This window comes from Halobacillus amylolyticus (assembly GCF_022921115.1).
In the GTDB taxonomy this organism is placed as follows: Bacteria; Bacillota; Bacilli; order Bacillales; family Halobacillaceae; genus Halobacillus_A; species Halobacillus_A amylolyticus.
This window is the reverse complement of the sequence record NZ_CP095075.1, coordinates 2539626-2565267: the sequence shown is the minus strand read 5'-3', so window position 1 is coordinate 2565267 and position 25642 is coordinate 2539626. Positions and strand designations below refer to the sequence as shown.

The window sequence follows — 25642 nt, the reverse complement described above, 5'->3', positions numbered from 1 at the left end:
GTGGGGATGAATGAATCCCAAAACAGAGTGGAACCGCGCGTAACGCGTCTCTGTGCTATTCGAGCACAGAGACGCGTTTTTTATTTAGGGAAATAGATTTTCTAAGATATCTAGCTGCAGAAGGGGATACCCATATGCTTTTTAATATAAAGGAGGGGCAAGGGATGGGGCTTATGAAAATGTTTAAAGAGGATGTCGATGTAGTCTTTGATCAGGATCCAGCAGCTCGTTCGTACGTAGAAGTCATTTTGACATACTCTGGTTTGCACGCGATATGGGCACATCGAATAGCCCATGCTTTTTATAGGCGGAAGTTTTTCTTTATTGCCCGAGTCATTTCTCAAATCAGCCGTTTTTTCACAGGCATTGAAATCCATCCAGGTGCTAAAATCGGCCGTCGTTTCTTTATCGACCATGGGATGGGGGTTGTGATTGGTGAAACATGTGAAATAGGCGATAATGTGACGTTATTTCAAGGCGTGACGTTAGGTGGAACAGGGAAAGAGAAAGGAAAACGGCATCCGACTCTAAAGAATAATTCACTCGTTGCCACAGGAGCGAAAGTATTAGGATCGATCACGATTGGGGAAAATTCTAAGGTCGGGGCAGGGTCAGTCGTGCTGCATGAGGTGCCTGATAATTCAACAGTGGTCGGTATCCCGGGTCACGTGGTTATCCAAGATGGAAAGAAAATCCGCAAGAAGGACCTAGACCATCACAAGCTTCCTGATCCGGTGTATGATCGACTTAATCAAATGGAAAAGGAAATCGAACGTTTACGTAATCAATTAGATGAGGTGGAAGGAGTCAAGCACAATGAGCATTAACGTCTACAACACACTAACGAGAGCAAAAGAAGCTTTTCAACCGCTGGAAGAGGGAAAAGTAAAAATGTATGTTTGCGGTCCGACTGTTTACAACTATATTCATATCGGTAATGCTCGTCCGGCTATCGTATTTGATACGGTGCGTAGATATTTCGAATATAGAGGCTATGATGTCGAATATGTGCTCAACTTTACAGATGTTGATGACAAATTAATTAAGGCAGCAAATGAAATGGGCGAAGAGGTTCCGGATATCGCTAATCGCTTCATAGAGGCGTATAAAGAGGATGTTGGTGCGCTGGGAGTGAAAGAAGCAGTACACCATCCTCGTGTAACGGATAACATGGATGAAATCATTGCTTTTATCAAAGGATTAATAGAAAAAGGCTTCGCTTATGAGTCAGAAGGGGATGTGTATTTCCGAACACGTTCTTTTAATGAATACGGGAAGCTGTCCCATCAATCGATTGATGAGCTTCGTTCAGGCGCTAGGATTGAGGTAGGGGAGAAGAAGGAAGACCCACTTGACTTTACTCTCTGGAAAGAGGCGAAACCTGAAGAAATCTCCTGGGAAGGCCCGTGGGGGAAAGGACGTCCAGGCTGGCATATTGAGTGCTCCGCCATGGCTCAAAAGTATTTAGGGGACACGATCGATATCCATGCGGGCGGGCAGGACCTAACGTTTCCTCACCATGAAAATGAAATTGCCCAGTCTGAAGCAAATAACGGCGAATCCTTTGCCCGGTACTGGATGCATAATGGGTATATCAATATTGAAAATGAAAAGATGTCTAAGTCTCTAGGGAACTTTGTTCTCGCCCATGATCTTGTTCAGAAGCATGATCCCCAGGTTATTCGTTTCTTTATGCTTAGTGTACAATACCGCCACCCGATTAACTTTAGTAATGAGCTTTTAGCAGGGGCTAAAAATAGCTTCGATCGGATTCGCAATGCATATGAAAACATTCAACACCGCAAGCAATCTAGTTTAAACCTGGTAGAGGATACGGCTTCATGGATGGAGCAAATTGAACATCATAAACAACAGTTTATTGCAGAAATGGATGATGATTTCAATACAGCCAACGCGATTTCTGTACTGTTTGATTTAACAAAATCAGCTAATCTTTATTTGCAGTCAGACCAGACGGATGAGGCCGTGCTTGAGGAGTATCAACATGTATTGACAGAGCTGACCAGCGTTCTAGGTCTGCAAATTTTCCAGGAGGCTGTGTTGCTTGATGAGGAAATAGATGCATTAATTGCTGAACGGAAACAGGCTCGTAAAGATAGGGATTTTGAGCGTGCTGACCAAATTCGTGATGAGTTGAAGGAACGTAATATTATCCTGGAGGACACATCCCAGGGCACACGCTGGAAGCGGGGCTGACGATGGTATTAACGAATGTGAAACAAATGAAAAGCCTCGCTCTTGCCTATATGGGAGACGGGGTTTACGAATTATATGTCCGTAAGCACTTGCTTGAAAAAGGTGAAATCAAACCACAGGAACTGCATAAGGCGGCTGTTAGATTTGTGTCAGCTAAATCACAGGCGAAAGTTGTACAAGCATGGCAGGATGGGGAATTTTTAACCGAAGAAGAGGCAGCCGTACTCAGGCGCGGCCGCAACGCAAAGTCTGGGACCGTGCCGAAGAATACGAATGTGCAAACCTATCGATATTCGACGGCATTTGAGGCAGTCCTTGGCTATCACTATTTAGCGGGTCATGAGGAGCGTCTAAATGAACTGATTGCAAGCGCCATTGAGCTCGTTGAAGAAAGGAGCAAAAGTAATGAATGATGAATGGATTATCGGCAAGAACAGCGTACAGGAAGCATTAAGGTCAGGACGCTCAATCAATAAAGTGTTCGCCTCAGATCAGCTTCAGCACCAAGCTTTAAAGAAGCTTGAACAGCTTGCGAAAGAAAATGGAATCATTGTCCAACGTGTCCCAAAGAAGAAAATAGATCAGCTCGTTGACGGAAATCATCAAGGGGTGGCTGCTGCTGTAGCTGCTTATGAATATAGTAACATCGATGACTTGTTCGCCCGAGCTGAAGAAAAAGGGGAGACCCCTTTTTTCATTATTTTAGATGAGATTGAAGACCCTCACAACCTGGGATCGATTTTACGAACGGCAGATGCAAGCGGGGCACATGGCGTCATTATACCTAAGCGCAGGTCTGTTGGTTTAACGGCTACGGTCGCCAAAACATCCACCGGTGCAATTGAATATATCCCGGTTGCCCGAGTAACCAATCTTTCCCGTGCGATAGATGAACTGAAGGAGCGGTTCGTTTGGGTAGTTGGAACGGATGCTGAAGGCACAGAGGATTACCGGCAATTGGATGGAAACATGGCCATCGCTCTTGTCATTGGTAGTGAAGGGAAAGGGATGAGCCGCCTAACGAAAGAGAAGTGTGACTGGATGGTACGGCTGCCTATGGCTGGACAAGTCACCTCCTTGAACGCGTCGGTTGCTGCTTCATTATTGATGTATGAAGTTTATAGAAAACGTCACCCTGTTGGTGAGTAGGGATGATAGTCTTACTAGTCGATGGATATAACATCATTGGAGCCTGGCCGGAGCTTAAAGGTTTAAAGGAACGAGACCTTAGTCAGGCTAGGGACCTTTTGATTGAAAGAATGGCTGAATACCAGGCGTACACTGGTGACCGAGTGATTATTGTATTCGATGCGTATCATGTGAGAGGACTTGGAAAGAAGCAAAATAATTTTAAGGTAGAAGTGATTTATACAAAAGAAAACGAAACGGCTGATGAGCGGATTGAAAAACTTGCTGGGAGTTTAACGGATGTACGGACAAAAGTGTACGTGGCTACGTCAGATTATGCAGAGCAGCGTACAATTTTTGCCCAAGGTGCTTTTAGAAAATCAGCAAGAGAGTTACACATTGAAGTCACGAATATACAACGCGAAATAAAAAAAGATGTAGAGTCCCATAAAAGGGTTCAATATCAGCCCAAGATTCCGATAAACAAAGAGATACGTGATATTTTTGAGAAGTGGCGCAGAGGGGATAAATAATTAGGAGCTGTTGACGCTTCTGAAGCGCTTACTGTATAATATTTCTATATTTAGGTACCATGGTCGGAGGGATCCTGAGTGAGCATCGGACAAACTGAGGCAGGCATCAAGGAGCTGGATCTTGACAAACTGGATGATGAAGTAATCATTGAACGAATTAACCAGGGACAGATTCAGGCTTTGGATTATTTAATTAATAAATACAAGAATTTCGTTCGCGCAAAGGCTCGGACTTATTTTCTTATTGGTGCAGATCGAGAAGACATCGTCCAAGAAGGGATGATCGGCCTGTATAAGGCCATTCGTGACTATCAAGAGGACAAATTATCTTCGTTCAAAGCTTTCGCAGAATTATGTGTCACCCGTCAAATTATTACCGCAATTAAGACCGCCACAAGACAAAAACACATTCCACTTAATTCCTATGTTTCTTTAGATAAACCTATTTTTGATGAAGAATCCGATCGGACACTATTAGACGTGATCGCTGGTTCTAAGGCGATCGACCCGCAAGAACTTATGGTTAACAAAGAAAAGTTTGGCGATATGGAAGAAAAAATTTCTGAATTATTAAGCGAATTAGAGCAAAAAGTGCTCGCGCTATATTTGGACGGACAGTCTTATCAGGAAATTTCCGTTGAGCTGAAGCGACATGTGAAGTCTATCGATAACGCTCTTCAGCGTGTTAAAAGGAAGTTAGAAAAGTACTTGGAAATGAGCGAAATTACGCTATAAGGTATAATTGACACGTGCATGGAAGCGTGCTACATTTATGGAAGTGATTAAACCTCTAGTGTGAGGTGATTAACGATGACTACGAAAATTATTCTAGCTTGCGTCCAATGTCAAAGTCGCAACTATAGTACTCATAAAAACCAATCAAATCAATCCGAACGTTTAGAGGTTCGTAAGTTTTGCAAAACGTGTAAAACCCATATACTGCATCGCGAAACGAAATAGGATGAAGCCGGTAGGCATAAGTTTGGAGGTAGTGTCGCATGTTTAAATTCTTCAAGAACGTCGCTCGTGAAATGCGTAAGGTAAGCTGGCCTAAGGGGCGCGAACTTACGAGGTACACCATCACCGTCTTAGGAACCGTGGCTTTTGTTGCTGTGTTCTTTGCGGTCGTTGATCTAGGAATCTCTCAGGTACTTGAACTCATTTCTAAATAATAGTACAGTCTTAACTGTGATATAATATATAATAGCCTTGCAGCAAAAACCCGTTTAACGGGTTTTTTATGTTGGTTTAAGAAAGCGGATAATAATCTCCGATCCAAGGAACAGGCCTTCGCGACACAAGCAATCCTGTGCTGTTGCAGAATAGTTTGCTTATGCGCTTTGCCTGCATGATCTTGTCCGCTTTTTAATTTTAATATTTACGATAAGGGAGGGAAGGGCAAGCCACTTGTCCTGTATGAATGGAAAAAAGATGGTATGTGGTTCACACTTATTCTGGTTATGAAAACAAGGTAAAAGCCAATTTAGAGAAACGTGTTGAATCTATGGGAATGGAGGATAAGATCTTCCGAGTTCTTGTTCCCGAGGATGAAGAAACTGAAATTAAGAACGGAAAGCGTAAAGTCGCCAAGAAAAAAGTTTTTCCTGGTTATGTACTAGCTGAAATGGTGATGACGGATGACTCCTGGTATGTGGTTCGTAATACACCAGGTGTCACTGGATTCGTTGGGTCCACTGGTTCTGGCTCTAAACCAATCCCTCTCTTGCCTGAAGAAGTGGAGACGGTGCTCAAGCGCATGGGTATGGACAAGCCTGCATCTGCAGAGATAGACTTCGAGGTGAAAGAAAGTGTGAAGGTTACGGAAGGTCCTTTCGCAAACTTTACGGGATCAATTGAACACATCGATGTCGATAAGCAGAAGGTGAAGGTTCACGTCAATATGTTTGGCCGGGAAACGCCGGTTGAGTTAGACTTTTCTCAGATTGAGAAACTATAAATTACTACTCCCTCTTGCATTATATTTAAATAGATGCTAAAATTCTTATGTTCTTTATGTGCCTCTTAAAGAGGGGCGTTGATGCATATTTGAGATGAGTGGGAGGGGTAAACCCTATTACCACATCACGGACTTTAAGGAGGTGTGTCTCGTGGCTAAAAAAGTTATCAAGGTTGTTAAGCTTCAGATCCCAGCAGGTAAAGCTAACCCAGCACCACCAGTAGGACCGGCGCTAGGTCAAGCAGGTATCAATATCATGGGTTTCTGTAAGGAGTTTAACGCTAAAACGCAAGATCAAGCGGGTATGATTATTCCGGTTGAAATCTCGGTTTTTGAAGACCGTTCATTTACATTTGTTACAAAAACTCCGCCGGCTGCCGTTCTTCTGAAGAAAGCAGCAGGTATTGAATCAGGTTCAGGTGAGCCGAACCGTAACAAGGTAGCTGCCGTTAAGCGTGATCAAGTTCGCGAAATCGCGGAAACGAAAATGCCTGACTTAAATGCTGCTGACGTTGAAGCTGCAATGCGCATGGTTGAAGGTACAGCGCGCAGTATGGGAATCACAGTTGAAGACTAATCCCACAGCGTCACTCTGATGGAGTTAAAGGTTGCGAGAAAGGAAATTTCCTTGCTATCGCAACCTTTATTCGTGGGAGGTTAATCCGTTAAAACCACAACGAGGAGGAAATAAAATGGCTAAAAAAACAAAGAAACAACAAGAACTTCTTAAACTTGTTGATCGTACAAAATCATATGATGCACAAGAAGCAATTAATCTTGTGAAAGAAACATCTAAAGCAAACTTTGATGAAACCGTTGAAGCTGCTTTTCGTTTAGGCGTTGATCCGAAAAAAGCGGACCAACAAATTCGTGGAGCTATGGTGCTTCCGCACGGTACTGGTAAAACACAAAGCGTTCTTGTTTTCGCTAAAGGTGATAAAGCGAAGGAAGCAGAAGCTGCTGGTGCAGACTACGTTGGAGAACAAGACCTTATTAACAAAATTAATCAAGGTTGGTTTGACTTTGATGTCGTTGTCGCTACTCCTGACATGATGGCTGAAGTTGGTAAACTCGGTCGAGTTCTAGGACCTAAAGGACTTATGCCAAACCCTAAAACAGGAACCGTTACGTTTGAAGTAGAAAAAGCGGTAAACGAAATCAAAGCAGGTAAAGTAGAATACCGTGTCGATAAAGCGGCTAACATCCATGTGCCAATTGGTAAGTCTTCTTTCGATGCAGAGAAGCTTAAAGAAAACTTCGATGCCATCACAGATGCGCTGGTGAAAGCTAAACCTCAGGCTGCTAAAGGGGTTTACATGCGTAATGCTGCCGTTTCTTCTACAATGGGACCTGGCATCAAAGTTGATATTTCAAACTACGTTAAGTAATAATTTAATGTTGACTTTCCGTTTCTAATTTCTTATAATTAGAAACGTTGTATAAATCGAATACGTTATACCGTAGACAGTAGGTGCGATTAATCGCTTAATTTTCCTACCGAGGTGTGTGAATAGACAGGACAGAATCCTGTTCTGACATACGTACCTCCATGTCTAGTGGGGGTGCTTTTTTGTGTCAACCTTTTATAGACCTTGGCACCAGAAACGGTATGATGAAAAGTCAATAGGAGGTGGAACGATGAGCAAAATTATCGAGCAGAAACAGCAGGTTGTTGCTGAAATTGCTGACAAGTTCCGTAATAGTAAATCTGCAGTACTTGTAGATTACCGCGGTCTTGATGTAGCAGAAGTAACAGAACTTCGTATGCAGCTTCGCGAAGCTGGTGTAGACTTCAAAGTGTACAAAAACACAATGACTCGCCGTGCTGTACGAGATGCTGAGCTTGCAGAACTTGAGGAAGTTCTAGTTGGGCCTACAGCTCTTGCGTTTAGTGAGGATGACGCTGTATCTCCAGCGAGAATCCTTAACAACTTTGCCAAAGATCACGATAACCTTGAGCTTAAAGGCGGCGTGATTGAAGGACAAGTAGCGACTCTTGAGCAAATCAAAGAACTTGCAACCCTTCCAAATTACGAAGGCCTTGTATCTATGTTCCTAAGCGTGCTTCAAGCGCCTATTCGCAACTTCGCTTACGCTACAAAAGCAATTGCGGATCAAAAAGAAGAAGAAAGCGCGTAATCCAGCGCTCGTTTTAGCAGAATAAATGATTATATAAAATCTAAGGAGGAAATTTCTCATGTCTAATGAACAAATTATCGAAGCGATCAAAGAGATGTCCGTTCTTGAGCTTAACGACCTAGTTAAAGCAATTGAAGAAGAGTTTGGTGTATCTGCTGCAGCTCCAGTTGCAGCTGGCGGTGCTGCTGCAGGTGGCGAAGCTGAAGAAGAACAAACTGAGTTCGATGTAGTACTAGAATCTGCTGGCAGCTCTAAAATTAAAGTTGTTAAAGCGGTTCGCGAAATCACTGGTCTTGGCCTTAAAGATGCAAAAGATCTAGTTGACAATGCACCTGGTGCTATTAAAGAAGGCATAGCTAAAGAAGAAGCTGAAGAAATGAAGTCTAAGCTTGAAGAGGCTGGCGCTTCTGTAGAACTTAAGTAATCGTACCTGTTTTAAGTAAAGCTCGCTGACTATCGGCGAGCTTTCTTTATCTTCTTTTTCTTAAAAGTGAAGCAGAGTCTTCGAAAACTCTATCTACCATCAAAAGAAGGTGTTCCGTATGTCAGAGCATTACTATTCAAAGTATACAAATGCTAAAAGTGATGAACGTACATGGTCGTTTTTGTTAAGAGGAACGTCTCTAACTTTTACAACCGACCATGCTGTTTTCTCTAAAGGAGAAGTAGATCTCGGCTCACGGCTTCTCATCGAGGCATTTGAAATGCCAGTTGTTGATGGTGATCTGCTTGATCTTGGTTGCGGATACGGACCAATCGGTTTATCGTTAGCCAAAGATTTCAGTGAACGTCACATATGGCTGGTGGACGTGAACGAGCGAGCTTTAGAGCTATCGAGAAAGAACGCCAGACAAAACCAATTAGCAAATGTGTCTGTTAAAGAGAGTGATCGTTTCTCTAGCATTAAAGAAAATCGATTTGCCGCAATTTTGACAAATCCGCCGATCCGTGCGGGGAAGAGAACGGTACACGCCATGTTTGAAGGTGCACATGAAGCCCTTGTAGATGAGGGTGAGCTGTGGGTGGTAATCCAAAAGAAACAAGGCGCCCCGTCAGCCAAAGAAAAGTTGGGTGAATTGTTTGGTCGTGTAGAAGTCGTCGTAAAGCGAAAGGGCTACTATATATTGAAGGCAAAAAAGGTTTGACTGCTCTATTGATTTGTGCTAGTATTGAAAAATGCCAATATGACCTTTGTGTTGTCAAGTCTTTTTTCATTAAATTGAATAATTTTTTGATAGAAGGATAGAATGGTAAATCGAACATGCAAAATGAAATGAGGTTTTTGGTTGAAAACCCTTTTTCTTTTTTGTCTAACGTTAGAGAGAAATGAAGAAACACCATCCGCTTACAAGGATGTTTACAATAGTGCTTGTGGCAAGATCAACCGCAAGCCTGTTCGGCATGTCTTTGCCGAACCCTTTTTTCGTTATAAAATTGCTTGATTTGAGGGGTGAATCAGTTGACAGGTCAACTAGTTCAATACGGACGACACCGCCAACGCAGAAGTTATGCACGCATCAGTGAAGTATTAGAGTTACCAAATTTAATTGAGATTCAAACCGCATCTTATGATTGGTTTTTACAAGAAGGTTTGAAGGAAATGTTTAAAGACATTTCACCAATTGAAGATTTCACCGGTAACCTATCACTTGAGTTTGTAGACTATAGTCTTGGCGAGCCAAAGTATCCAGTAGATGAGTCAAAAGATCGAGACGTAACATACAATGCACCGCTTCGTGTGAAAGTTCGTCTTCTAAACAATGAAACAGGCGAAGTGAAGGAACAAGAAGTATTTATGGGAGACTTCCCGCTAATGACAGACACGGGTACCTTTATTATTAATGGTGCTGAGCGTGTTATCGTTTCACAGCTTGTTCGCTCTCCAAGTGTATATTTCAATAAAAAGATTGATAAAAATGGTAAGAGAGGCGTATCCGCTACGGTAATTCCAAACCGCGGAGCATGGCTTGAGTTTGAAACGGATGCCAAAGATGTTGTTCACGTCCGCATCGACCGAACTCGTAAACTTCCAATTACCGTGTTATTACGTGCTCTAGGCTTTGGAACAGATCAAGAAATCACCGATCTGATTGGTGATAATGAATACTTGAAAAACACGTTAGAAAAGGACAACACAGAGAATAGTGAGAAAGCATTACTCGAAATTTATGAGCGTCTACGCCCTGGCGAACCGCCTACAGTAGAGAATGCGAAGAGCTTGCTCGTTTCACGCTTCTTTGATCCGAAACGCTACGACCTCGCACGCGTAGGTCGTTATAAAATGAATAAAAAGCTTCACATTAAAGACCGTTTGTTTAATCAAACATTAGCAGAAACGCTAGTAGATGAAGAGACAGGCGAGGTACTAGCAGAAAAAGGTGCTAAAATAGACCGCCGTTTGTTAGATAAATTAATACCTCATTTCGATAACGAAGAGGAAACGACAAGTGAGCGTCTGTTAGACCCATCTGATGGTGTGCTTGAAGAGCCAATCCGTGTTCAGTCTGTCAAGATTGTAGATCCAACTGATCCAGAAGGTGAACGCTCTATTAACGTGATTGGAAACGCGAATATCGATCGTGGTGTGAAGAACATTACGCCAGCAGATATAATCTCTTCCATCAGCTATTTCTTCAACTTACTCCACACTGTTGGGGGAACGGACGACATTGACCATTTAGGTAACCGTCGTCTACGTTCAGTAGGGGAATTGCTTCAGAATCAATTCCGAATTGGGTTATCCCGTATGGAACGTGTGGTTCGTGAACGGATGTCCATTCAGGACACATCTTCTATTACACCGCAGCAATTGATTAATATCAGGCCGGTAATTGCATCGATAAAAGAGTTCTTTGGAAGCTCGCAACTTTCACAGTTTATGGACCAAACGAACCCGCTTGCTGAACTGACACACAAACGTCGTTTGTCAGCACTAGGACCCGGCGGTTTAACGCGTGAACGCGCCGGTTTTGAAGTTCGTGACGTACACTACTCCCACTACGGCCGTATGTGTCCGATCGAGACTCCGGAAGGACCGAATATTGGGTTAATTAACTCTTTGTCTTCCTATGCAAAAGTTAATGAATTTGGTTTCATTGAAACCCCCTATCGGCGTGTTGATCCAGAGACCAATAAGGTTACAGCGCAGATTGACTATTTGACCGCAGATGAAGAGGACAACTATGTTGTCGCACAAGCTAACGCGAAACTTGATGACGACGGTTCTTTCCAAGATGAAGAAGTTATTTCTCGTTTCCGCGGGGAAAACACAGTTGTTAGCCGTGATCGTCTTGATTACATGGATGTATCACCGAAGCAAGTTGTTTCCGCGGCAACTGCGTGTATTCCTTTCTTGGAAAACGATGACTCTAACCGTTCCCTAATGGGGGCAAACATGCAGCGTCAAGCAGTACCATTGCTTAAGCCCGATGCACCAATCGTCGGTACTGGAATGGAATATGTATCCGGAAAAGATTCCGGAGCTGCTGTCATTTGTCATCATGAAGGTATTGTTGAACGCGTTGAGGCGAAAGAAGTTCTGGTACGCCGTATTTCTGAAGTCGATGGTAAAGAGGTAGAGGGTGACCTAGACCGTTATCGCTTACAGAAGTTTATTCGTTCAAACCAAGGAAGCTGCTACAACCAGCGTCCAATCGTTTCTAAAGGAGACCGTGTAACAAAAGGTGAAATTCTTGCTGACGGTCCATCGATGGATATGGGTGAGCTTGCACTAGGTCAAAACCCGCTAGTCGCCTTTATGACATGGGATGGTTATAACTATGAGGATGCTATCATCATGAGCGAACGTCTTGTGAAAGATGATGTATATACATCCATTCATATAGAAGAATATGAATCCGAAGCTCGTGATACGAAGCTTGGACCAGAAGAAATCACACGTGACATCCCTAACGTCGGCGAAGATGCCCTTCGCGACTTGGATGAACGCGGCATTATCCGTGTTGGAGCTGAAGTGAGTGATGGGGACCTTCTAGTTGGAAAAGTAACACCTAAAGGGGTTACGGAACTGTCTGCTGAAGAACGTCTCCTACATGCAATATTCGGTGAAAAAGCACGGGAGGTTCGTGATACTTCCCTTCGTGTACCACACGGTGCAGGCGGAATTGTGCTTGATGTGAAGATATTCAACCGTGAAGACGGTGATGAGCTACCTCCAGGTGTAAACCAATTGATTCGTGCTTACATCGTTCAGAAGCGTAAAATTTCTGAAGGGGATAAAATGGCTGGACGTCACGGTAACAAAGGGGTTATCTCTAAGATTCTCCCTGAAGAAGATATGCCATATTTACCAGACGGAACACCTGTTGATGTCATGCTTAACCCTCTAGGGGTTCCATCTCGTATGAACATCGGCCAAGTACTTGAATTGCACCTGGGAATGGCTGCTCGCCAGCTCGGAACTCGTGTAGCTACACCAGTATTTGATGGTGCTCGTGAGGAAGATGTGTGGGAAACACTAGAAGAAGCAGGAATGTCGCGTGATGCGAAAACCATCCTTTATGATGGACGTACAGGTGAACCATTCGATAACCGTGTATCTGTTGGTGTCATGTACATGATCAAGCTGGCACACATGGTTGATGATAAATTACACGCTCGTTCTACTGGACCATACTCTCTAGTAACGCAGCAGCCGCTTGGTGGTAAAGCGCAATTCGGCGGTCAGCGCTTCGGTGAGATGGAGGTATGGGCATTAGAAGCATACGGTGCTGCTTATACACTTCAAGAAATTCTTACGGTCAAGTCTGATGATGTAGTTGGTCGTGTGAAGACTTATGAAGCTATCGTTAAAGGTGATAACGTTCCTGAGCCGGGTGTTCCAGAATCCTTTAAAGTTCTTATTAAGGAGCTTCAAAGTCTGGGTATGGATGTAAAAATTCTATCTGGTGATGAGACAGAAATCGAAATGCGAGATATTGAAGAAGAGCAAACGAAAGAATCCGAGAACTTGAACATGGAAGAACAATAGGCGAGATTGTGTTCTGAGCTTAGGGTAGAACCTGGATACTGAAAGGGAGGTAGGCCCCTTGCTAGATGTAAATAACTTTGAGTATATGAAAATTGGTTTGGCTTCGCCGGACAAGATCCGCTCTTGGTCCTATGGTGAGGTTAAGAAACCAGAAACAATTAACTATCGTACGTTGAAGCCTGAGAAGGACGGCTTATTCTGTGAACGAATTTTCGGGCCGCAGAAAGACTGGGAATGCCACTGTGGAAAATACAAGCGCGTACGTTACAAGGGCGTTGTTTGCGACCGCTGCGGTGTTGAAGTAACTAAAGCGAAAGTGCGTCGTGAGCGTATGGGACACTTAGAGTTAGCTGCCCCTGTTTCACACATTTGGTATTTCAAAGGTATTCCAAGCCGTATGGGACTTGTTCTTGACATGTCACCACGTGCACTGGAAGAAGTCATCTATTTTGCAGCATATATTGTAACGGATCCAGGTGAAACAGCGTTAGACAAGAAACAGCTGCTTTCTGAGAAAGAATATCGTTCGTACCGTGAAAAGTTTGGGCAAGGATTCCAAGCCGCCATGGGGGCAGAAGCGATTCGTAAGCTTCTATTTGATATTGATCTTAATGGTGAAGTAGATACACTGAAAGAAGAGCTTAAAACAGCTCAAGGGCAGCGTCGTACCCGGGCGATTAAGCGTCTTGAAGTGCTAGAGTCCTTCCGTAACTCAGGAAATGACCCATCGTGGATGATCTTAGACGTGCTTCCGGTTATACCACCTGAGTTACGTCCGATGGTCCAGCTTGATGGTGGTCGTTTTGCTACGTCCGACCTTAACGACCTTTATCGTCGGGTAATCAACCGTAACAACCGCCTGAAGCGTCTGTTAGATCTTGGAGCACCAACGATTATCGTACAGAACGAGAAGCGTATGCTGCAAGAAGCCGTCGATGCTCTCATCGATAACGGTCGCCGTGGTCGTCCGGTTACTGGTCCAGGGAATCGCCCGCTTAAATCCCTTTCTCACATGCTTAAAGGGAAGCAAGGTCGTTTCCGCCAAAACTTACTGGGTAAACGTGTTGACTATTCAGGACGTTCTGTAATCGTTGTAGGACCAAGCCTGAAAATGTACCAATGTGGCCTGCCGAAAGAAATGGCTCTTGAGCTGTTTAAACCGTTTGTTATGAAAGAGCTTGTTTCACGCGGTCTAGCCCACAATATTAAATCAGCTAAACGTAAGATTGAACGTATACACCCTGAAGTATGGGACGTTCTTGAAGACGTTATAAAAGAACACCCTGTCTTACTGAACCGTGCACCAACATTGCACCGTCTCGGAATTCAGGCATTCGAACCAACACTTGTAGAAGGTCGTGCAATCCGCCTTCACCCGCTTGTATGTACAGCTTATAATGCTGACTTTGATGGTGACCAAATGGCTGTTCACGTACCATTGTCTTCTGAAGCACAAGCAGAGGCTCGCATTTTAATGCTAGCTGCTCAAAACATCCTTAACCCTAAAGATGGGAAGCCAGTTGTTACACCTTCACAGGATATGGTGCTAGGGAACTATTACCTTACTCTTGAACGTGCTAATGCTGTTGGTGAAGGGATGGTCTTTAAAGATCTGAACGAAGCCATCATGTCCTATCAAAATGGGTACACACATTTGCATACACGTGTAGCTGTTCAAGCCAGCTCATTAAAAAATGAAACGTTTACTGAAAAGCAGCAACAACAATTATTGCTCACTACAGTTGGGAAGTTGATCTTTAACGAAATGCTTCCGACCTCATTCCCTTATATGAATGAACCTACTCAGGAGAATCTGGAGGTAAAAACATCGGATCGCTTCTTTGTTGAAAAAGGAACGGACATTAAGAAAGAGATCGCTAGTCGCGAGGAAGTTCTTCCATTCAAGAAAGGGATTCTCGGAGATATTATCGCAGAGGTATTTAAACGCTTCTCTATCAGTGAAACATCTAAAATGCTTGACCGCATGAAGGATCTTGGTTTTGCTTACTCTACAAAAGCTGGTATTACCGTCGGTGTATCTGACGTCGTTGTACTTCCCGAGAAACAAGAAATTCTGGAGGAAGCACAAGCTAAAGTAGATAAAGTACTCAAACAGTTCCGTCGTGGTCTCATTACAGAAGAAGAGCGCTATGATCGCGTCATTGAAATATGGTCAGCGTGTAAAGATGATATTCAAGACCGCCTGATGCAGTCATTGAATCCGCGTAACCCAATCTTTATGATGAGTGACTCCGGAGCTCGTGGTAACGCATCAAACTTCACTCAGCTTGCCGGTATGCGTGGCTTGATGGCCAACCCGGCTGGCCGAATCATTGAACTGCCGATTAAATCAAGCTTCCGTGAAGGATTAACAGTACTTGAATACTTCATCTCTACCCACGGTGCACGTAAAGGCCTTGCCGATACAGCACTGAAAACAGCTGACTCGGGTTACTTGACTCGTCGACTTGTTGACGTGGCTCAAGATGTTATCGTTCGTGAAGATGATTGCGGAACTGACCGTGGTCTCCCTGTAAGTTCTCTGAGAGAAGGAACGGAAACGATCGAGCCATTGATCGATCGTCTAATCGGACGGACAGCTTTCCAAAAAGTTAAGCACCCTGAAACTGGCGAAGTACTTGCCCAACGTAATGAGGTAATCTTCGAAGATGCCGCGAAACAAATCGTTGACTCAGGTGTTGAAAAAGTAGTGATTCGTTCAGCGTTTACTTGTAATACGAAACACGGCGTATGTAAAAAATGCTACGGACGTAACCTTGCGACAGGTGACGAAGTCGAAGTTGGAGAAGCAGTGGGTATCATTGCTGCACAATCCATCGGTGAACCAGGTACACAGCTTACAATGCGTACCTTCCACACAGGCGGTGTAGCAGGGGATGACATTACGCAAGGTCTTCCGCGTATCCAAGAGATTGTAGAAGCACGTAATCCAAAAGGTCAGGCTGTTATAAGTGAAATTGCGGGTACCGTTCAAGAAATCAACGAAGTGAAAGAAAAACAAGAAATCGTTGTTCAAGGATCTGTAGAAACCCGTTCCTATACAGCACCATATGGCTCTAGACTAAGAGTTACTGAAGGTGACGAAGTCGAAGCCGGTGAAGCACTGACTGAGGGTTCCATTGATCCGAAAGAGCTGTTGAGTGTTCAAGGATTAGACGGTGTACAAGAATACCTTCTTAAAGAAGTTCAAAAGGTATATCGTATGCAAGGGGTTGAGATCTCCGATAAGCACGTAGAAGTTATGGTTCGCCAAATGCTGCGTAAAGTTAGAGTGCTTGACTCTGGGGACACGGATGTACTGCCTGGATCACTTCTTGAGATTCACCAATTCAAGGAAGCGAACCAGAGAGTTCTTATGGAAGGTGGCCAGCCGGCTGTCGGCCGTCCAGTTATTCTTGGTATTACCAAAGCATCACTTGAAACAGACAGCTTCTTATCTGCAGCGTCCTTCCAGGAAACAACTCGTGTCCTGACAGATGCGGCGATCAAAGGTAAGCGTGATGAATTACTCGGACTGAAGGAGAACGTTATTATTGGTAAACTGGTTCCAGCCGGTACGGGTATGACGAGATACCGCAAGATTCAGGCACAGTCTGAAGCTAAAGAAGAAACTGAAACAGTTGAAGAAGTAACACAGCCATAAAGTCATAACAATTAACACAGGATAAATGGAAGGGAAGCATCTTCTTTCAAAAACTATCAAAAATGCAGTTGACATGAATTTTGGGTAGTGATAATATAAGCAAGGTGCTTCCGTTTATCCTTGTTACTTTGGAGGATATGAAGATGTCTTATGAAAAAGTAGCACAGGCTAAATCTGGTATAGTCATTGGAACCAAACAAACACTTAAAGCTATGAAAAATGGCGAAGTGAACCACGTCATCACAGCTGATGATGCTGATCAGTTTATGACAATGAAAGTAGTCAAACTAGCTGCACAAATGAATATTCCTCATACGAAGGTTGCTTCGATGGAGGAGTTAGGGAATGCGTGTGGTATTGATGTTGGAGCTGCTACAGTGGCGATAAAGCAATAAAGTTTTGGCGTTCAATCGCGAAAGCTTTGTTTTTTGCCTTTTTATGAACCACCTGGATGTGTGGGATTTGAAAAACCTTGAAGGGAGGATATTAATTATGCCAACTATAAATCAATTAGTACGTAGAGGACGCGTAAGTAAAAGTAAAAAGTCTGACTCTCCAGCTTTGAACAAAGGCTATAATAGCTATAAAAAGCGTATGACAGATCAGTCTTCTCCACAAAAACGTGGTGTTTGCACGCGTGTAGGCACGATGACACCTAAGAAACCGAACTCTGCACTTCGTAAATATGCACGTGTTCGTCTAACTAACCAATTAGAAGTCAATGCCTACATTCCTGGTATCGGCCACAACCTACAAGAGCACAGCGTTGTTCTTATCCGTGGCGGACGTGTTAAGGACTTACCTGGTGTGCGTTATCACATCGTGCGTGGTGCATTAGACACTGCAAGCGTTGACGGTCGTATGCAAGGACGTTCTAAGTACGGTACAAAAAAACCTAAAAAATAATAGATGCGAACGATATGCGTCTTAAAACTAACCATTAAGGAAAGGAGGGGAACATATGCCACGTAAAGGTCCAGTAGCTAAACGTGATGTGTTACCAGATCCGATGTATAATTCTAAGCTTGTTACTCGCCTAATCAACCAAATCATGGTGAATGGTCAGCGCGGTAAAGCACAGAAGATTCTTTATAAATCATTTGAACTTGTTCAAGAACGTAGCGGAAATGAAGCTATGGAAGCTTTCGAACAAGCGATGAAAAATGTAATGCCAGTACTAGAGGTTCGTGCTCGCCGTGTGGGTGGTTCTAACTACCAAGTACCCGTTGAGGTTCGCCCTGAACGTCGTCAAGCACTAGGTTTGCGTTTCATTGTGAACTATGCGCGTCTACGCGGAGAAAAAACAATGGAAGAGCGCCTAGCTAACGAAATTCTAGATGCAGCTAATAATACAGGTGCTGCAGTTAAGCGCCGTGAAGATATGCACAAAATGGCGGAAGCAAACAAAGCATTCGCTCACTACCGTTGGTAATCATCTGCGGAAGAAACTTTCAATCAGGAAGGAGAAAAAATCATGCCTAGAGAGTTCTCCTTGGAAAAGACTCGTAATATCGGAATTATGGCACACATTGATGCCGGTAAAACGACTGCTACCGAGCGTATTCTTTTCTATACAGGACGAATCCACAAAATTGGTGAAACTCACGAAGGAGCTTCACAAATGGACTGGATGGAGCAGGAACAAGAGCGTGGAATAACCATTACTTCCGCTGCAACAACTGCTCAGTGGAAAGACCACCGTATTAATATCATTGATACTCCAGGACACGTAGACTTCACAGTAGAGGTTGAACGTTCCTTGCGTGTGCTTGATGGCTCTGTAGCCGTACTTGACGCTCAGTCTGGTGTTGAACCACAAACTGAAACAGTATGGCGCCAGGCAACAACATACGGTGTTCCACGTATCGTATTTGTAAACAAAATGGACAAAATTGGTGCAGATTTCATTTATTCCTTAGGGACATTGAAAGACCGCCTTGGAGCAAATGCTGCAGCAGTTCAACTTCCAATTGGTGCTGAAGATGACTTCGAAGGAATTATCGACCTAGTAACAATGGAAGCATACTATTACATGGATGACCTTGGAACTCGTGCAGAAGCGCGCGAGATTCCTGATGAGTACAAAGAACAAGCTGAAGAGTATCACAGCAAGCTAATTGAAGCTGTGGCTGAACTTGATGAAGACTTGATGATGAAGTACTTAGAAGGAGAGGAATTCACTACAGAAGAGCTTAAGGAAGCTATCCGTTCAGCAACTCTTACTGTGGATTTTTATCCAGTATTCTGTGGATCTGCTTTTAAAAACAAAGGTGTTCAGCTTTTGATCGATGGAGTTATTGACTATCTTCCATCACCATTAGACGTACCTCCAATTGAAGGTCACGTGCCACAAACGGAAGAACAAGTTGTTCGTAAGGCTGACGACAAAGAGCCATTCTCTGCATTGGCCTTTAAAGTCGCAACAGACCCTTACGTTGGTAAGCTAACCTTCTTCCGAGTGTATTCAGGTACACTTGACTCTGGTTCATATGTTAAGAACTCTACAAAGGATAAGCGTGAGCGTGTAGGACGTATCCTACAAATGCATGCTAACTCTCGTGAAGAGATTTCAACAGTATATGCAGGAGATATTGCCGGTGCTGTCGGACTTAAAGACACAGGTACAGGGGATACAATATGTGACGAAAAGAGTCTAGTTATTCTTGAGTCCATGGAATTCCCTGAACCGGTTATCGATGTTGCGATTGAGCCTAAATCCAAGGCTGATCAAGACAAAATGTCTATAGCACTTGGTAAACTTGCTGAAGAAGATCCAACGTTCCGGACGGAAACTAACGTGGAGACTGGCCAAACAATCATTGGTGGTATGGGTGAGCTTCACCTTGACATCATCGTTGACCGTCTGCGTCGTGAGTTTAAAGTGGATGCGAACATTGGTGCTCCGCAAGTTGCTTACCGCGAAACATTCCGTGGTAGTGCAGAAGTTGAAGGTAAATTCGTACGTCAGTCCGGCGGACGTGGACAATTTGGTCACGTTTGGGTTAAATTTGAGCCGAACGAAGAAGGCGCTGGATACGAATTTGTAAACAAAATCGTTGGTGGTGTTGTACCGCGTGAATACATTCCATCTGTAGAAGCTGGAATTAAAGATTCTATGGAGAATGGTGTACTTGCCGGTTATCCAATGGTTGACATCAAAGCAACCTTATATGATGGGTCTTACCACGATGTTGACTCCAATGAAATGGCCTTTAAAGTTGCTGCTTCAATGGCACTTAAAGAGGCAAAAAACAAATGTAAACCAGTTCTTCTTGAACCAATGATGAAAGTTGAAATTGTTATTCCTGAAGAATACATGGGTGATATCATGGGTGACGTAACTTCCCGTCGTGGACGTGTTGAAGGTATGGAAACTCGCGGTACTGCTCAGGTTGTTAAGTCATTCGTACCGCTATCCGAAATGTTTGGCTATGCAACATCTCTCCGTTCAAACACACAAGGACGTGGAACGTACACGATGCACTTTGACCACTACGAAGAAGTTCCGAAGAGTATTTCTGAGGAAATCATCAAGAAAAATGCTGGTGCATAATTGATTTTTTTGTTAAGTTAAAGTATAACTTGTAATGTAAGCATAGGAAGATAGAGTTCTTCCTATGGCTTCATATATAAAATTAATTTCAAAATAACACTGTTATTTATTTAAAGGAGGAAATATACAATGGGTAAAGAAAAATTCGACCGGTCCAAGTCCCACGTAAACATTGGTACTATTGGACACGTTGACCACGGTAAAACAACACTAACTGCAGCAATCACAACTGTACTTCACAAGAAATCCGGTGAAGGCTCTGCGATGGCTTACGATATGATCGATGGTGCTCCAGAGGAACGTGAACGTGGAATCACAATCTCCACTGCACACGTAGAGTACGAAACTGAATCCCGTCACTATGCACACGTTGACTGCCCAGGTCACGCTGACTATGTTAAAAACATGATCACTGGTGCTGCACAAATGGACGGAGCCATCCTAGTTGTATCTGCAGCTGATGGCCCAATGCCACAAACTCGTGAGCATATCCTGCTTTCTAAAAACGTTGGTGTACCAGCAATCGTAGTTTTCCTTAACAAAACAGACATGGTAGACGACGAAGAGCTACTTGAACTAGTTGAAATGGAAGTGCGCGACCTTCTTTCTGAGTATGACTTCGATGGTGACGAAACACCAGTTGTAAGTGGATCTGCTCTTAAAGCACTAGAAGGGGACGAAAAATACGAGCAAGCCATCTTCGACCTCATGGAACAAGTTGATGCGTTCATCCCAACACCAGATCGTGACACTGACAAGCCATTCATGATGCCAGTTGAGGACGTTTTCTCAATCACTGGCCGTGGTACAGTTGCTACTGGTCGTGTTGAGCGTGGCCAGGTTAAAGTCGGCGACGAAATCGAAATCATTGGTATGGCAGAAAGTGCTCGTAAAACAACGATCACTGGTGTAGAAATGTTCCGTAAGCTTCTTGACTATGCTGAAGCTGGCGATAACATTGGTGCACTTCTTCGTGGTGTTAACCGTGAAGATATCAACCGTGGTCAAGTACTAGCTAAGCCTGGTTCTATTACACCACACACTAACTTCCAAGCTGAAGTTTATGTACTATCTAAAGATGAAGGTGGACGTCACACTCCATTCTTCTCAAATTACCGCCCTCAGTTCTACTTCCGTACAACTGATGTAACTGGCGTTATTCAACTACCAGAAGGTGTTGAAATGGTAATGCCTGGCGACAACATCGAAATGACAGTTGAGTTGATCTCTCCAATCGCGATTGAAGATGGAACTAGATTCTCTATCCGTGAAGGTGGACGTACTGTAGGTTCTGGTGTTGTATCTAAAATTACTAAGTAATAGATGATTACTTTTTTCTAATCAGGTAACGGCCGCAGGTCGTTACCTGATTTTTTGTTTTTATATATGAATGAATCCATTTCATAATCGCACTTTTAAAACGCAAAAGACTGGCAGAATATAAGGCTCTTTTCCGAAAAGGTTCAAATGGGTTCTTATCCAGCAGATTTTAGTTTCAGTTTTATAAAGAAGTTTGATCACTTTCTATCCGTGTTGCTCCACATCGCCCCCTTCTCCTGAAGACTCAGCTCCGAGACACTTAGGCCCGTTACGGTATGAGGGCTCGAGGTGGCTGGGAAAGGACTCGCTTTCCCGGGCCTCCTTCTTCATGAAATTGATTCGATTTCATAACAAGCTAAAAATATTCTATTAAAATGAGAACTTCGATCAGCTTTATAAGAAAAGCACGATATAATAATGTTTATTTATATGAAGGGTTGAATTATGTACGTAATGTATGTATAATACTCTGAGGTGTTCATAATTTATTTTTTATGAATTCACCCTTGCGTTGACCACATTTCTTCTATATAATGAATAATGTTGGTCATAAAAGGCGATGATGCGAAAGGTTGTTGACACACCCGGCCCCTTTGCCATGGCTAGTGAGGTCAAGGAATTTTCGCGGAGAATGTCTATTTTATAAATGGGCGAAGAAGGAGGGAAAATAATGGCAAAAGAAAAAATTCGTATTCGTTTAAAAGCGTATGATCACCGTGTTCTAGATCAGTCCGCTGAAAAAATTGTAGACACTGCGAAGCGCTCTGGAGCAAACGTATCTGGTCCAATCCCGCTTCCAACTGAGAAGTCAATCTATACTGTACTTCGTGCCACTCACAAGTATAAAGATGCTCGTGAACAGTTCGAAATGCGTACACACAAACGTCTAATCGACATTGTTAATCCAACACCGCAAACAGTAGATTCGCTAATGCGTCTTGATCTGCCTTCTGGTGTGGATATCGAAATAAAATTATAAATTAAATTGAAATTATAATAGGAGGTGTAACGGATGACGAAAGGAATCTTAGGACGCAAGGTCGGCATGACTCAAATCTTCTCTGAAGACGGTGAGTTAATTCCAGTAACAGTTGTACAGGCTGAGCCAAACGTAGTTCTTCAAAAGAAAACTACCGAGAATGATGGCTATGAAGCACTACAGCTAGGTTTTGCTGATCAGAAGTCAAACCGTTTGAAGAAAGCTGACCAAGGTCATGCTGAAAAGGCAAACACAACACCTAAGCGCTACATTCGTGAATTCCGTAATACTAACCTTGATGACTATGAACTAGGTCAAGAGGTTAAGGTTGATATTTTCGAAGCTGGTGAAACGATTGATGTAACAGGAACATCTAAAGGGAAAGGTTTCCAAGGTGCAATTAAGCGCCATAATCAATCCCGCGGTCCAATGACCCATGGTTCTCGTTACCACCGTCGCCCTGGTGCAATGGGAGTTATTGACCCAATGCGCGTATTTAAAGGAAAGAAACTTCCTGGACAAATGGGTGGAAAGCAAATCACATTGCAAAACCTTGAGATCGTTAGCGTTGACGCTGAGCGTAACCTGCTATTGATCAAAGGTAATGTACCTGGCCCGAAAAAATCTTACGTTAAAGTTACGAGTGCAATAAAGGCTAGCAAATAATTAAAGGAAGGGAGGATATGTCATGCCTAAAGTAGCACTATTGAACCAAAGCGGCTCCCAGGTCGGAGATATCGAGTTGAACGATGCCGTTTTTGGAATTGAACCCAATACTCATGTTTTACATGAAGCTGTTGTGTCACAGCGCGCTTCATTGCGTCAAGGGACACACAAAGTAAAAAACCGTTCTGAAGTAAGTGGCGGCGGTCGTAAACCATGGCGCCAAAAAGGTACTGGTCGTGCGCGTCAAGGATCAACCCGTTCACCACAGTGGGTAGGCGGCGGAACCGTATTCGGTCCGACACCACGTAGCTATAGCTATAAAATGCCTAAAAAAGCACGTCGTTTAGCTCTTAAATCTGCTTACTCTTCTAAAGTACAAGGAAACAACATTGTTGTTCTTGAGAGTCTATCTTTTGATGCTCCTAAAACAAAAGAAGTAGTTAGCATGCTTAAAGCTTTGGACGTTAATGAAAAAGCTCTAATTGTTACGGCAGATAAGAACGAGAATGCTGTTCTATCTTCTAACAATCTTCCTACAGTTAAGACATTAACTTTTGATGATGTAAGTGTGTTAGATTTACTAACGCATGACAAGCTTATCCTAACCAAGGAAGCAGCTGAAAAAGCAGGGGAGGTGCTCTCATAATGGAACCACGTGATATTATTAAACGCCCTGTCATTACCGAACATTCTGCTGACCTTATGGGAGAAAAGAAATATACGTTTGAAGTGAGCACGAAAGCAAACAAAACGGAAATCAAGACAGCAGTCGAAGAGATTTTCGGTGTAAAGGTTGCTGGTGTGAACACTGCGAACCTTAAAGGTAAGTTCAAGCGTATGGGTCGCTACGGTGGATACCGTTCTGACCGTAAGAAAGCAGTCGTTACTCTGACTGAAGACAGTGAAGAACTAGAATTTTTCGAAGTATAAATAATAAATCCAATGAGTGAAGGAGGGAAAAAAGATGGCGATTAAAAAGTTCCGACCAATTACTAACGGTCGTCGACATATGTCAGTATCTGATTTTGCTGAAATTACAACTGACAAACCTGAACGCTCCCTATTGGCTCCACTACACAAACGCGGTGGACGTAACAACCAGGGTAGGTTGACAGTTCGTCATCAAGGCGGAGGTCACAAGCGTCACTATCGTATTATCGACTTTAAGCGTGATAAAGATGGAATACCAGGACGCGTTGCTACGATCGAATACGATCCGAACCGTTCCGCTAACATTGCACTAATTAACTACGTTGATGGTGAGAAACGTTACATCTTGGCTCCGAAAGGACTTAAAGTAGGTAACGAAATCATTTCAGGTGAAGGCTCTGATATTAAACCAGGTAACGCCCTTCGTTTGAAAGACATCCCAGTTGGTACTGTAGTACACAACGTTGAACTTAAGCCAGGACGCGGAGGACAGCTTGTACGTTCTGCTGGTGCATCTGCCCAAATCCTTGGCCGTGAAGAAAAATATACCCTAGTACGTCTTGCGTCTGGTGAAGTTCGTCTGGTACTAAGTACTTGCCGTGCAACAATCGGTCAAGTAGGTAACCTAGAGCATGAACTTATCAGTGTTGGTAAAGCCGGACGTTCTCGTTGGCAAGGTAAGCGCCCAACTGTACGTGGTTCTGTTATGAACCCTAACGATCACCCTCACGGTGGTGGTGAAGGACGTGCACCAATCGGCAGACCTTCTCCAGTATCCCCATGGGGTCAGCCAACGCTTGGTTACAAAACGCGTAAGCGTAACAAACCGTCTGATAAATATATTGTTCGTAAAAGAGGTAAAAAATAACGGGATTGAACGACGGGCAATAAAACCCGTCTCTCAATCGCGAAGGGAGGTTTATCAATGGGCCGCAGCCTAAAAAAGGGACCTTTTGTAGATGATCATTTAATGAAAAAAGTTGAGAAGTTGAACGAAGATAGTAAACACCAGGTGATTAAGACATGGTCTCGTCGTTCTACCATCTTCCCAAACTTTGTCGGACACACAATCGCAGTTTATGACGGACGCAAACACGTACCCGTTTACGTGACTGAAGATATGGTTGGTCATAAACTCGGTGAATTCGCGCCATCCCGTACGTTTAAGGGACACTCTGGCGACGATAAGAAAACAAAACGCTAATGGAGAGAGGAGGCACTCTAATGCAAGCTAAAGCAGTTGCTAAAACCGTTCGTATAGCTCCTCGTAAAGCTCGTTTAGTTATCGATTTGATTCGAGGAAAAAACGTAGGTGAAGCGATCGCGACATTGCGCTTAACACAGCGCGGCGCATCTCCAATTGTTGAGAAGTTGCTAAAATCTGCGATTGCAAATGCTGAACACAATTATGAAATGGACACGGATAATTTATATGTTTCCGAAGCGTTTGTAAATGAAGGCGTAACTCTTAAACGTTTCCGCCCTCGTGCCATGGGACGTGCAAGCCAAATTAACAAACGTACCAGCCATATTACAGTGGTTGTATCAGAAAAGAAGGAGGGATAA

At 43.4% G+C, this 25642-nt stretch carries 28 protein-coding genes and 2 other annotated features (1 of these 30 running past the window's edge); all 28 genes read left to right on the top strand.

The features are described from left to right. Positions 1-55, top strand: a binding site (T-box leader); it begins 159 nt to the left of the window's first position. Positions 56-164: 109 nt separating this feature from the next. Beyond that, positions 165-827 carry a serine O-acetyltransferase gene (cysE, locus tag MUO15_RS13290; RefSeq protein WP_245029824.1) on the top strand — a complete coding sequence of 221 codons (663 nt, stop codon included), beginning with the start codon at positions 165-167 and terminating at the stop codon, positions 825-827. Continuing rightward, entirely contained in the window at positions 817-2217 is a 1401-nt protein-coding gene (gene cysS, locus MUO15_RS13285; RefSeq protein WP_245029823.1) for a cysteine--tRNA ligase, read from the top strand. The genes cysE and cysS overlap by 11 nt, the downstream gene beginning before the upstream one ends. Before the next feature lie 2 nt (positions 2218-2219). After that, positions 2220-2630 carry a Mini-ribonuclease 3 gene (locus tag MUO15_RS13280; protein ID WP_245029822.1) on the top strand — a complete coding sequence of 137 codons (411 nt, stop codon included), beginning with the start codon at positions 2220-2222 and terminating at the stop codon, positions 2628-2630. Further along, on the top strand, positions 2623-3366 hold the full coding sequence (rlmB, locus tag MUO15_RS13275; RefSeq protein WP_245029821.1) for a 23S rRNA (guanosine(2251)-2'-O)-methyltransferase RlmB: 744 nt from the start codon (positions 2623-2625) through the stop codon (positions 3364-3366). Before MUO15_RS13280 ends, rlmB begins: the two co-directional genes overlap by 8 nt. A gap of 2 nt (positions 3367-3368) precedes the next feature. After that, positions 3369-3878: an NYN domain-containing protein gene (locus MUO15_RS13270; protein WP_245029820.1), complete on the top strand. Its 510-nt coding sequence runs from the start codon at positions 3369-3371 to the stop codon at positions 3876-3878. A gap of 78 nt (positions 3879-3956) precedes the next feature. After that, positions 3957-4613 carry an RNA polymerase sporulation sigma factor SigH gene (gene sigH, locus MUO15_RS13265; RefSeq protein ID WP_245029819.1) on the top strand — a complete coding sequence of 219 codons (657 nt, stop codon included), beginning with the start codon at positions 3957-3959 and terminating at the stop codon, positions 4611-4613. 75 nt (positions 4614-4688) lie between these two features. Further along, on the top strand, positions 4689-4838 hold the full coding sequence (gene rpmG, locus MUO15_RS13260; protein WP_245029818.1) for a 50S ribosomal protein L33: 150 nt from the start codon (positions 4689-4691) through the stop codon (positions 4836-4838). Between the two features lie 38 nt (positions 4839-4876). Then, positions 4877-5050 carry a preprotein translocase subunit SecE gene (gene secE / locus MUO15_RS13255; protein WP_245029817.1) on the top strand — a complete coding sequence of 58 codons (174 nt, stop codon included), beginning with the start codon at positions 4877-4879 and terminating at the stop codon, positions 5048-5050. Between the two features lie 248 nt (positions 5051-5298). Further along, on the top strand, positions 5299-5835 hold the full coding sequence (gene nusG, locus MUO15_RS13250) for a transcription termination/antitermination protein NusG (RefSeq protein ID WP_245029815.1): 537 nt from the start codon (positions 5299-5301) through the stop codon (positions 5833-5835). Positions 5836-5986: 151 nt separating this feature from the next. Next, positions 5987-6412: a 50S ribosomal protein L11 gene (gene rplK / locus MUO15_RS13245; protein WP_244751024.1), complete on the top strand. Its 426-nt coding sequence runs from the start codon at positions 5987-5989 to the stop codon at positions 6410-6412. A gap of 115 nt (positions 6413-6527) precedes the next feature. Continuing rightward, the gene (gene rplA, locus MUO15_RS13240) at positions 6528-7223 is read left to right on the top strand and encodes a 50S ribosomal protein L1 (protein WP_245029813.1); all 696 of its coding nucleotides are present in this window, start codon (positions 6528-6530) and stop codon (positions 7221-7223) included. A gap of 52 nt (positions 7224-7275) precedes the next feature. After that, positions 7276-7416: a sequence feature (ribosomal protein L10 leader region), on the top strand. A gap of 57 nt (positions 7417-7473) precedes the next feature. Further along, the gene (gene rplJ / locus MUO15_RS13235; RefSeq protein ID WP_244751026.1) at positions 7474-7974 is read left to right on the top strand and encodes a 50S ribosomal protein L10; all 501 of its coding nucleotides are present in this window, start codon (positions 7474-7476) and stop codon (positions 7972-7974) included. Positions 7975-8032: 58 nt separating this feature from the next. Beyond that, positions 8033-8398 (top strand): 50S ribosomal protein L7/L12, encoded by a 366-nt coding sequence (rplL, locus tag MUO15_RS13230; RefSeq protein ID WP_245029811.1) that lies wholly within the window; start codon positions 8033-8035, stop codon positions 8396-8398. A 118-nt stretch (positions 8399-8516) separates the two neighbouring features. Continuing rightward, positions 8517-9119 (top strand): class I SAM-dependent methyltransferase, encoded by a 603-nt coding sequence (locus MUO15_RS13225; RefSeq protein WP_245029809.1) that lies wholly within the window; start codon positions 8517-8519, stop codon positions 9117-9119. 314 nt (positions 9120-9433) lie between these two features. Next, complete coding sequence (gene rpoB / locus MUO15_RS13220; RefSeq protein ID WP_245029807.1) at positions 9434-12964, top strand: DNA-directed RNA polymerase subunit beta; 3531 nt, start codon at positions 9434-9436, stop codon at positions 12962-12964. Positions 12965-13022: 58 nt separating this feature from the next. Then, the gene (gene rpoC / locus MUO15_RS13215; protein WP_245029805.1) at positions 13023-16628 is read left to right on the top strand and encodes a DNA-directed RNA polymerase subunit beta'; all 3606 of its coding nucleotides are present in this window, start codon (positions 13023-13025) and stop codon (positions 16626-16628) included. Between the two features lie 143 nt (positions 16629-16771). Next, positions 16772-17023, top strand: a complete 252-nt coding sequence (locus tag MUO15_RS13210; protein WP_245029803.1) for a ribosomal L7Ae/L30e/S12e/Gadd45 family protein — start codon at positions 16772-16774, stop codon at positions 17021-17023. A 97-nt stretch (positions 17024-17120) separates the two neighbouring features. After that, positions 17121-17534, top strand: a complete 414-nt coding sequence (rpsL, locus tag MUO15_RS13205; RefSeq protein ID WP_245029802.1) for a 30S ribosomal protein S12 — start codon at positions 17121-17123, stop codon at positions 17532-17534. A 55-nt stretch (positions 17535-17589) separates the two neighbouring features. Next, positions 17590-18060, top strand: a complete 471-nt coding sequence (gene rpsG, locus MUO15_RS13200; protein ID WP_245029801.1) for a 30S ribosomal protein S7 — start codon at positions 17590-17592, stop codon at positions 18058-18060. Between the two features lie 42 nt (positions 18061-18102). Then, positions 18103-20181: an elongation factor G gene (gene fusA, locus MUO15_RS13195; protein ID WP_245029800.1), complete on the top strand. Its 2079-nt coding sequence runs from the start codon at positions 18103-18105 to the stop codon at positions 20179-20181. A gap of 129 nt (positions 20182-20310) precedes the next feature. Further along, the gene (gene tuf, locus MUO15_RS13190) at positions 20311-21501 is read left to right on the top strand and encodes an elongation factor Tu (protein WP_245029798.1); all 1191 of its coding nucleotides are present in this window, start codon (positions 20311-20313) and stop codon (positions 21499-21501) included. A gap of 670 nt (positions 21502-22171) precedes the next feature. Continuing rightward, positions 22172-22480 carry a 30S ribosomal protein S10 gene (gene rpsJ, locus MUO15_RS13185; RefSeq protein ID WP_079525128.1) on the top strand — a complete coding sequence of 103 codons (309 nt, stop codon included), beginning with the start codon at positions 22172-22174 and terminating at the stop codon, positions 22478-22480. 33 nt (positions 22481-22513) lie between these two features. Beyond that, positions 22514-23146 carry a 50S ribosomal protein L3 gene (gene rplC, locus MUO15_RS13180; RefSeq protein ID WP_245029796.1) on the top strand — a complete coding sequence of 211 codons (633 nt, stop codon included), beginning with the start codon at positions 22514-22516 and terminating at the stop codon, positions 23144-23146. 22 nt (positions 23147-23168) lie between these two features. Further along, entirely contained in the window at positions 23169-23792 is a 624-nt protein-coding gene (gene rplD, locus MUO15_RS13175; RefSeq protein WP_245029794.1) for a 50S ribosomal protein L4, read from the top strand. Then, positions 23789-24076: a 50S ribosomal protein L23 gene (gene rplW, locus MUO15_RS13170; RefSeq protein WP_245036022.1), complete on the top strand. Its 288-nt coding sequence runs from the start codon at positions 23789-23791 to the stop codon at positions 24074-24076. Before rplD ends, rplW begins: the two co-directional genes overlap by 4 nt. Before the next feature lie 34 nt (positions 24077-24110). Further along, entirely contained in the window at positions 24111-24944 is an 834-nt protein-coding gene (gene rplB / locus MUO15_RS13165) for a 50S ribosomal protein L2 (protein WP_245029792.1), read from the top strand. Between the two features lie 57 nt (positions 24945-25001). Further along, positions 25002-25280, top strand: coding sequence for a 30S ribosomal protein S19 (rpsS, locus tag MUO15_RS13160; RefSeq protein ID WP_244751039.1), 279 nt, complete (start codon positions 25002-25004; stop codon positions 25278-25280). A 20-nt stretch (positions 25281-25300) separates the two neighbouring features. Further along, positions 25301-25642 (top strand): 50S ribosomal protein L22, encoded by a 342-nt coding sequence (gene rplV, locus MUO15_RS13155; RefSeq protein ID WP_245029790.1) that lies wholly within the window; start codon positions 25301-25303, stop codon positions 25640-25642.

Bases quoted from the DNA above. Each gene is read 5' to 3' on its own strand.
- cysE (WP_245029824.1), top strand. From the start codon at position 165: ATGGGGCTTATGAAAATGTTTAAAGAGGATGTCGATGTAGTCTTTGAT.
- cysS (WP_245029823.1), top strand. From the start codon at position 817: ATGAGCATTAACGTCTACAACACACTAACGAGAGCAAAAGAAGCTTTT.
- MUO15_RS13280 (WP_245029822.1), top strand. From the start codon at position 2,220: ATGGTATTAACGAATGTGAAACAAATGAAAAGCCTCGCTCTTGCCTAT.
- rlmB (WP_245029821.1), top strand. From the start codon at position 2,623: ATGAATGATGAATGGATTATCGGCAAGAACAGCGTACAGGAAGCATTA.
- MUO15_RS13270 (WP_245029820.1), top strand. From the start codon at position 3,369: ATGATAGTCTTACTAGTCGATGGATATAACATCATTGGAGCCTGGCCG.
- rpmG (WP_245029818.1), top strand. From the start codon at position 4,689: ATGACTACGAAAATTATTCTAGCTTGCGTCCAATGTCAAAGTCGCAAC.
- secE (WP_245029817.1), top strand. From the start codon at position 4,877: ATGTTTAAATTCTTCAAGAACGTCGCTCGTGAAATGCGTAAGGTAAGC.
- nusG (WP_245029815.1), top strand. From the start codon at position 5,299: ATGGAAAAAAGATGGTATGTGGTTCACACTTATTCTGGTTATGAAAAC.
- rplA (WP_245029813.1), top strand. From the start codon at position 6,528: ATGGCTAAAAAAACAAAGAAACAACAAGAACTTCTTAAACTTGTTGAT.
- rplJ (WP_244751026.1), top strand. From the start codon at position 7,474: ATGAGCAAAATTATCGAGCAGAAACAGCAGGTTGTTGCTGAAATTGCT.
- rplL (WP_245029811.1), top strand. From the start codon at position 8,033: ATGTCTAATGAACAAATTATCGAAGCGATCAAAGAGATGTCCGTTCTT.
- MUO15_RS13225 (WP_245029809.1), top strand. From the start codon at position 8,517: ATGTCAGAGCATTACTATTCAAAGTATACAAATGCTAAAAGTGATGAA.
- MUO15_RS13210 (WP_245029803.1), top strand. From the start codon at position 16,772: ATGTCTTATGAAAAAGTAGCACAGGCTAAATCTGGTATAGTCATTGGA.
- rpsL (WP_245029802.1), top strand. From the start codon at position 17,121: ATGCCAACTATAAATCAATTAGTACGTAGAGGACGCGTAAGTAAAAGT.
- rpsG (WP_245029801.1), top strand. From the start codon at position 17,590: ATGCCACGTAAAGGTCCAGTAGCTAAACGTGATGTGTTACCAGATCCG.
- fusA (WP_245029800.1), top strand. From the start codon at position 18,103: ATGCCTAGAGAGTTCTCCTTGGAAAAGACTCGTAATATCGGAATTATG.
- tuf (WP_245029798.1), top strand. From the start codon at position 20,311: ATGGGTAAAGAAAAATTCGACCGGTCCAAGTCCCACGTAAACATTGGT.
- rpsJ (WP_079525128.1), top strand. From the start codon at position 22,172: ATGGCAAAAGAAAAAATTCGTATTCGTTTAAAAGCGTATGATCACCGT.
- rplC (WP_245029796.1), top strand. From the start codon at position 22,514: ATGACGAAAGGAATCTTAGGACGCAAGGTCGGCATGACTCAAATCTTC.
- rplD (WP_245029794.1), top strand. From the start codon at position 23,169: ATGCCTAAAGTAGCACTATTGAACCAAAGCGGCTCCCAGGTCGGAGAT.
- rplB (WP_245029792.1), top strand. From the start codon at position 24,111: ATGGCGATTAAAAAGTTCCGACCAATTACTAACGGTCGTCGACATATG.
- rpsS (WP_244751039.1), top strand. From the start codon at position 25,002: ATGGGCCGCAGCCTAAAAAAGGGACCTTTTGTAGATGATCATTTAATG.
- rplV (WP_245029790.1), top strand. From the start codon at position 25,301: ATGCAAGCTAAAGCAGTTGCTAAAACCGTTCGTATAGCTCCTCGTAAA.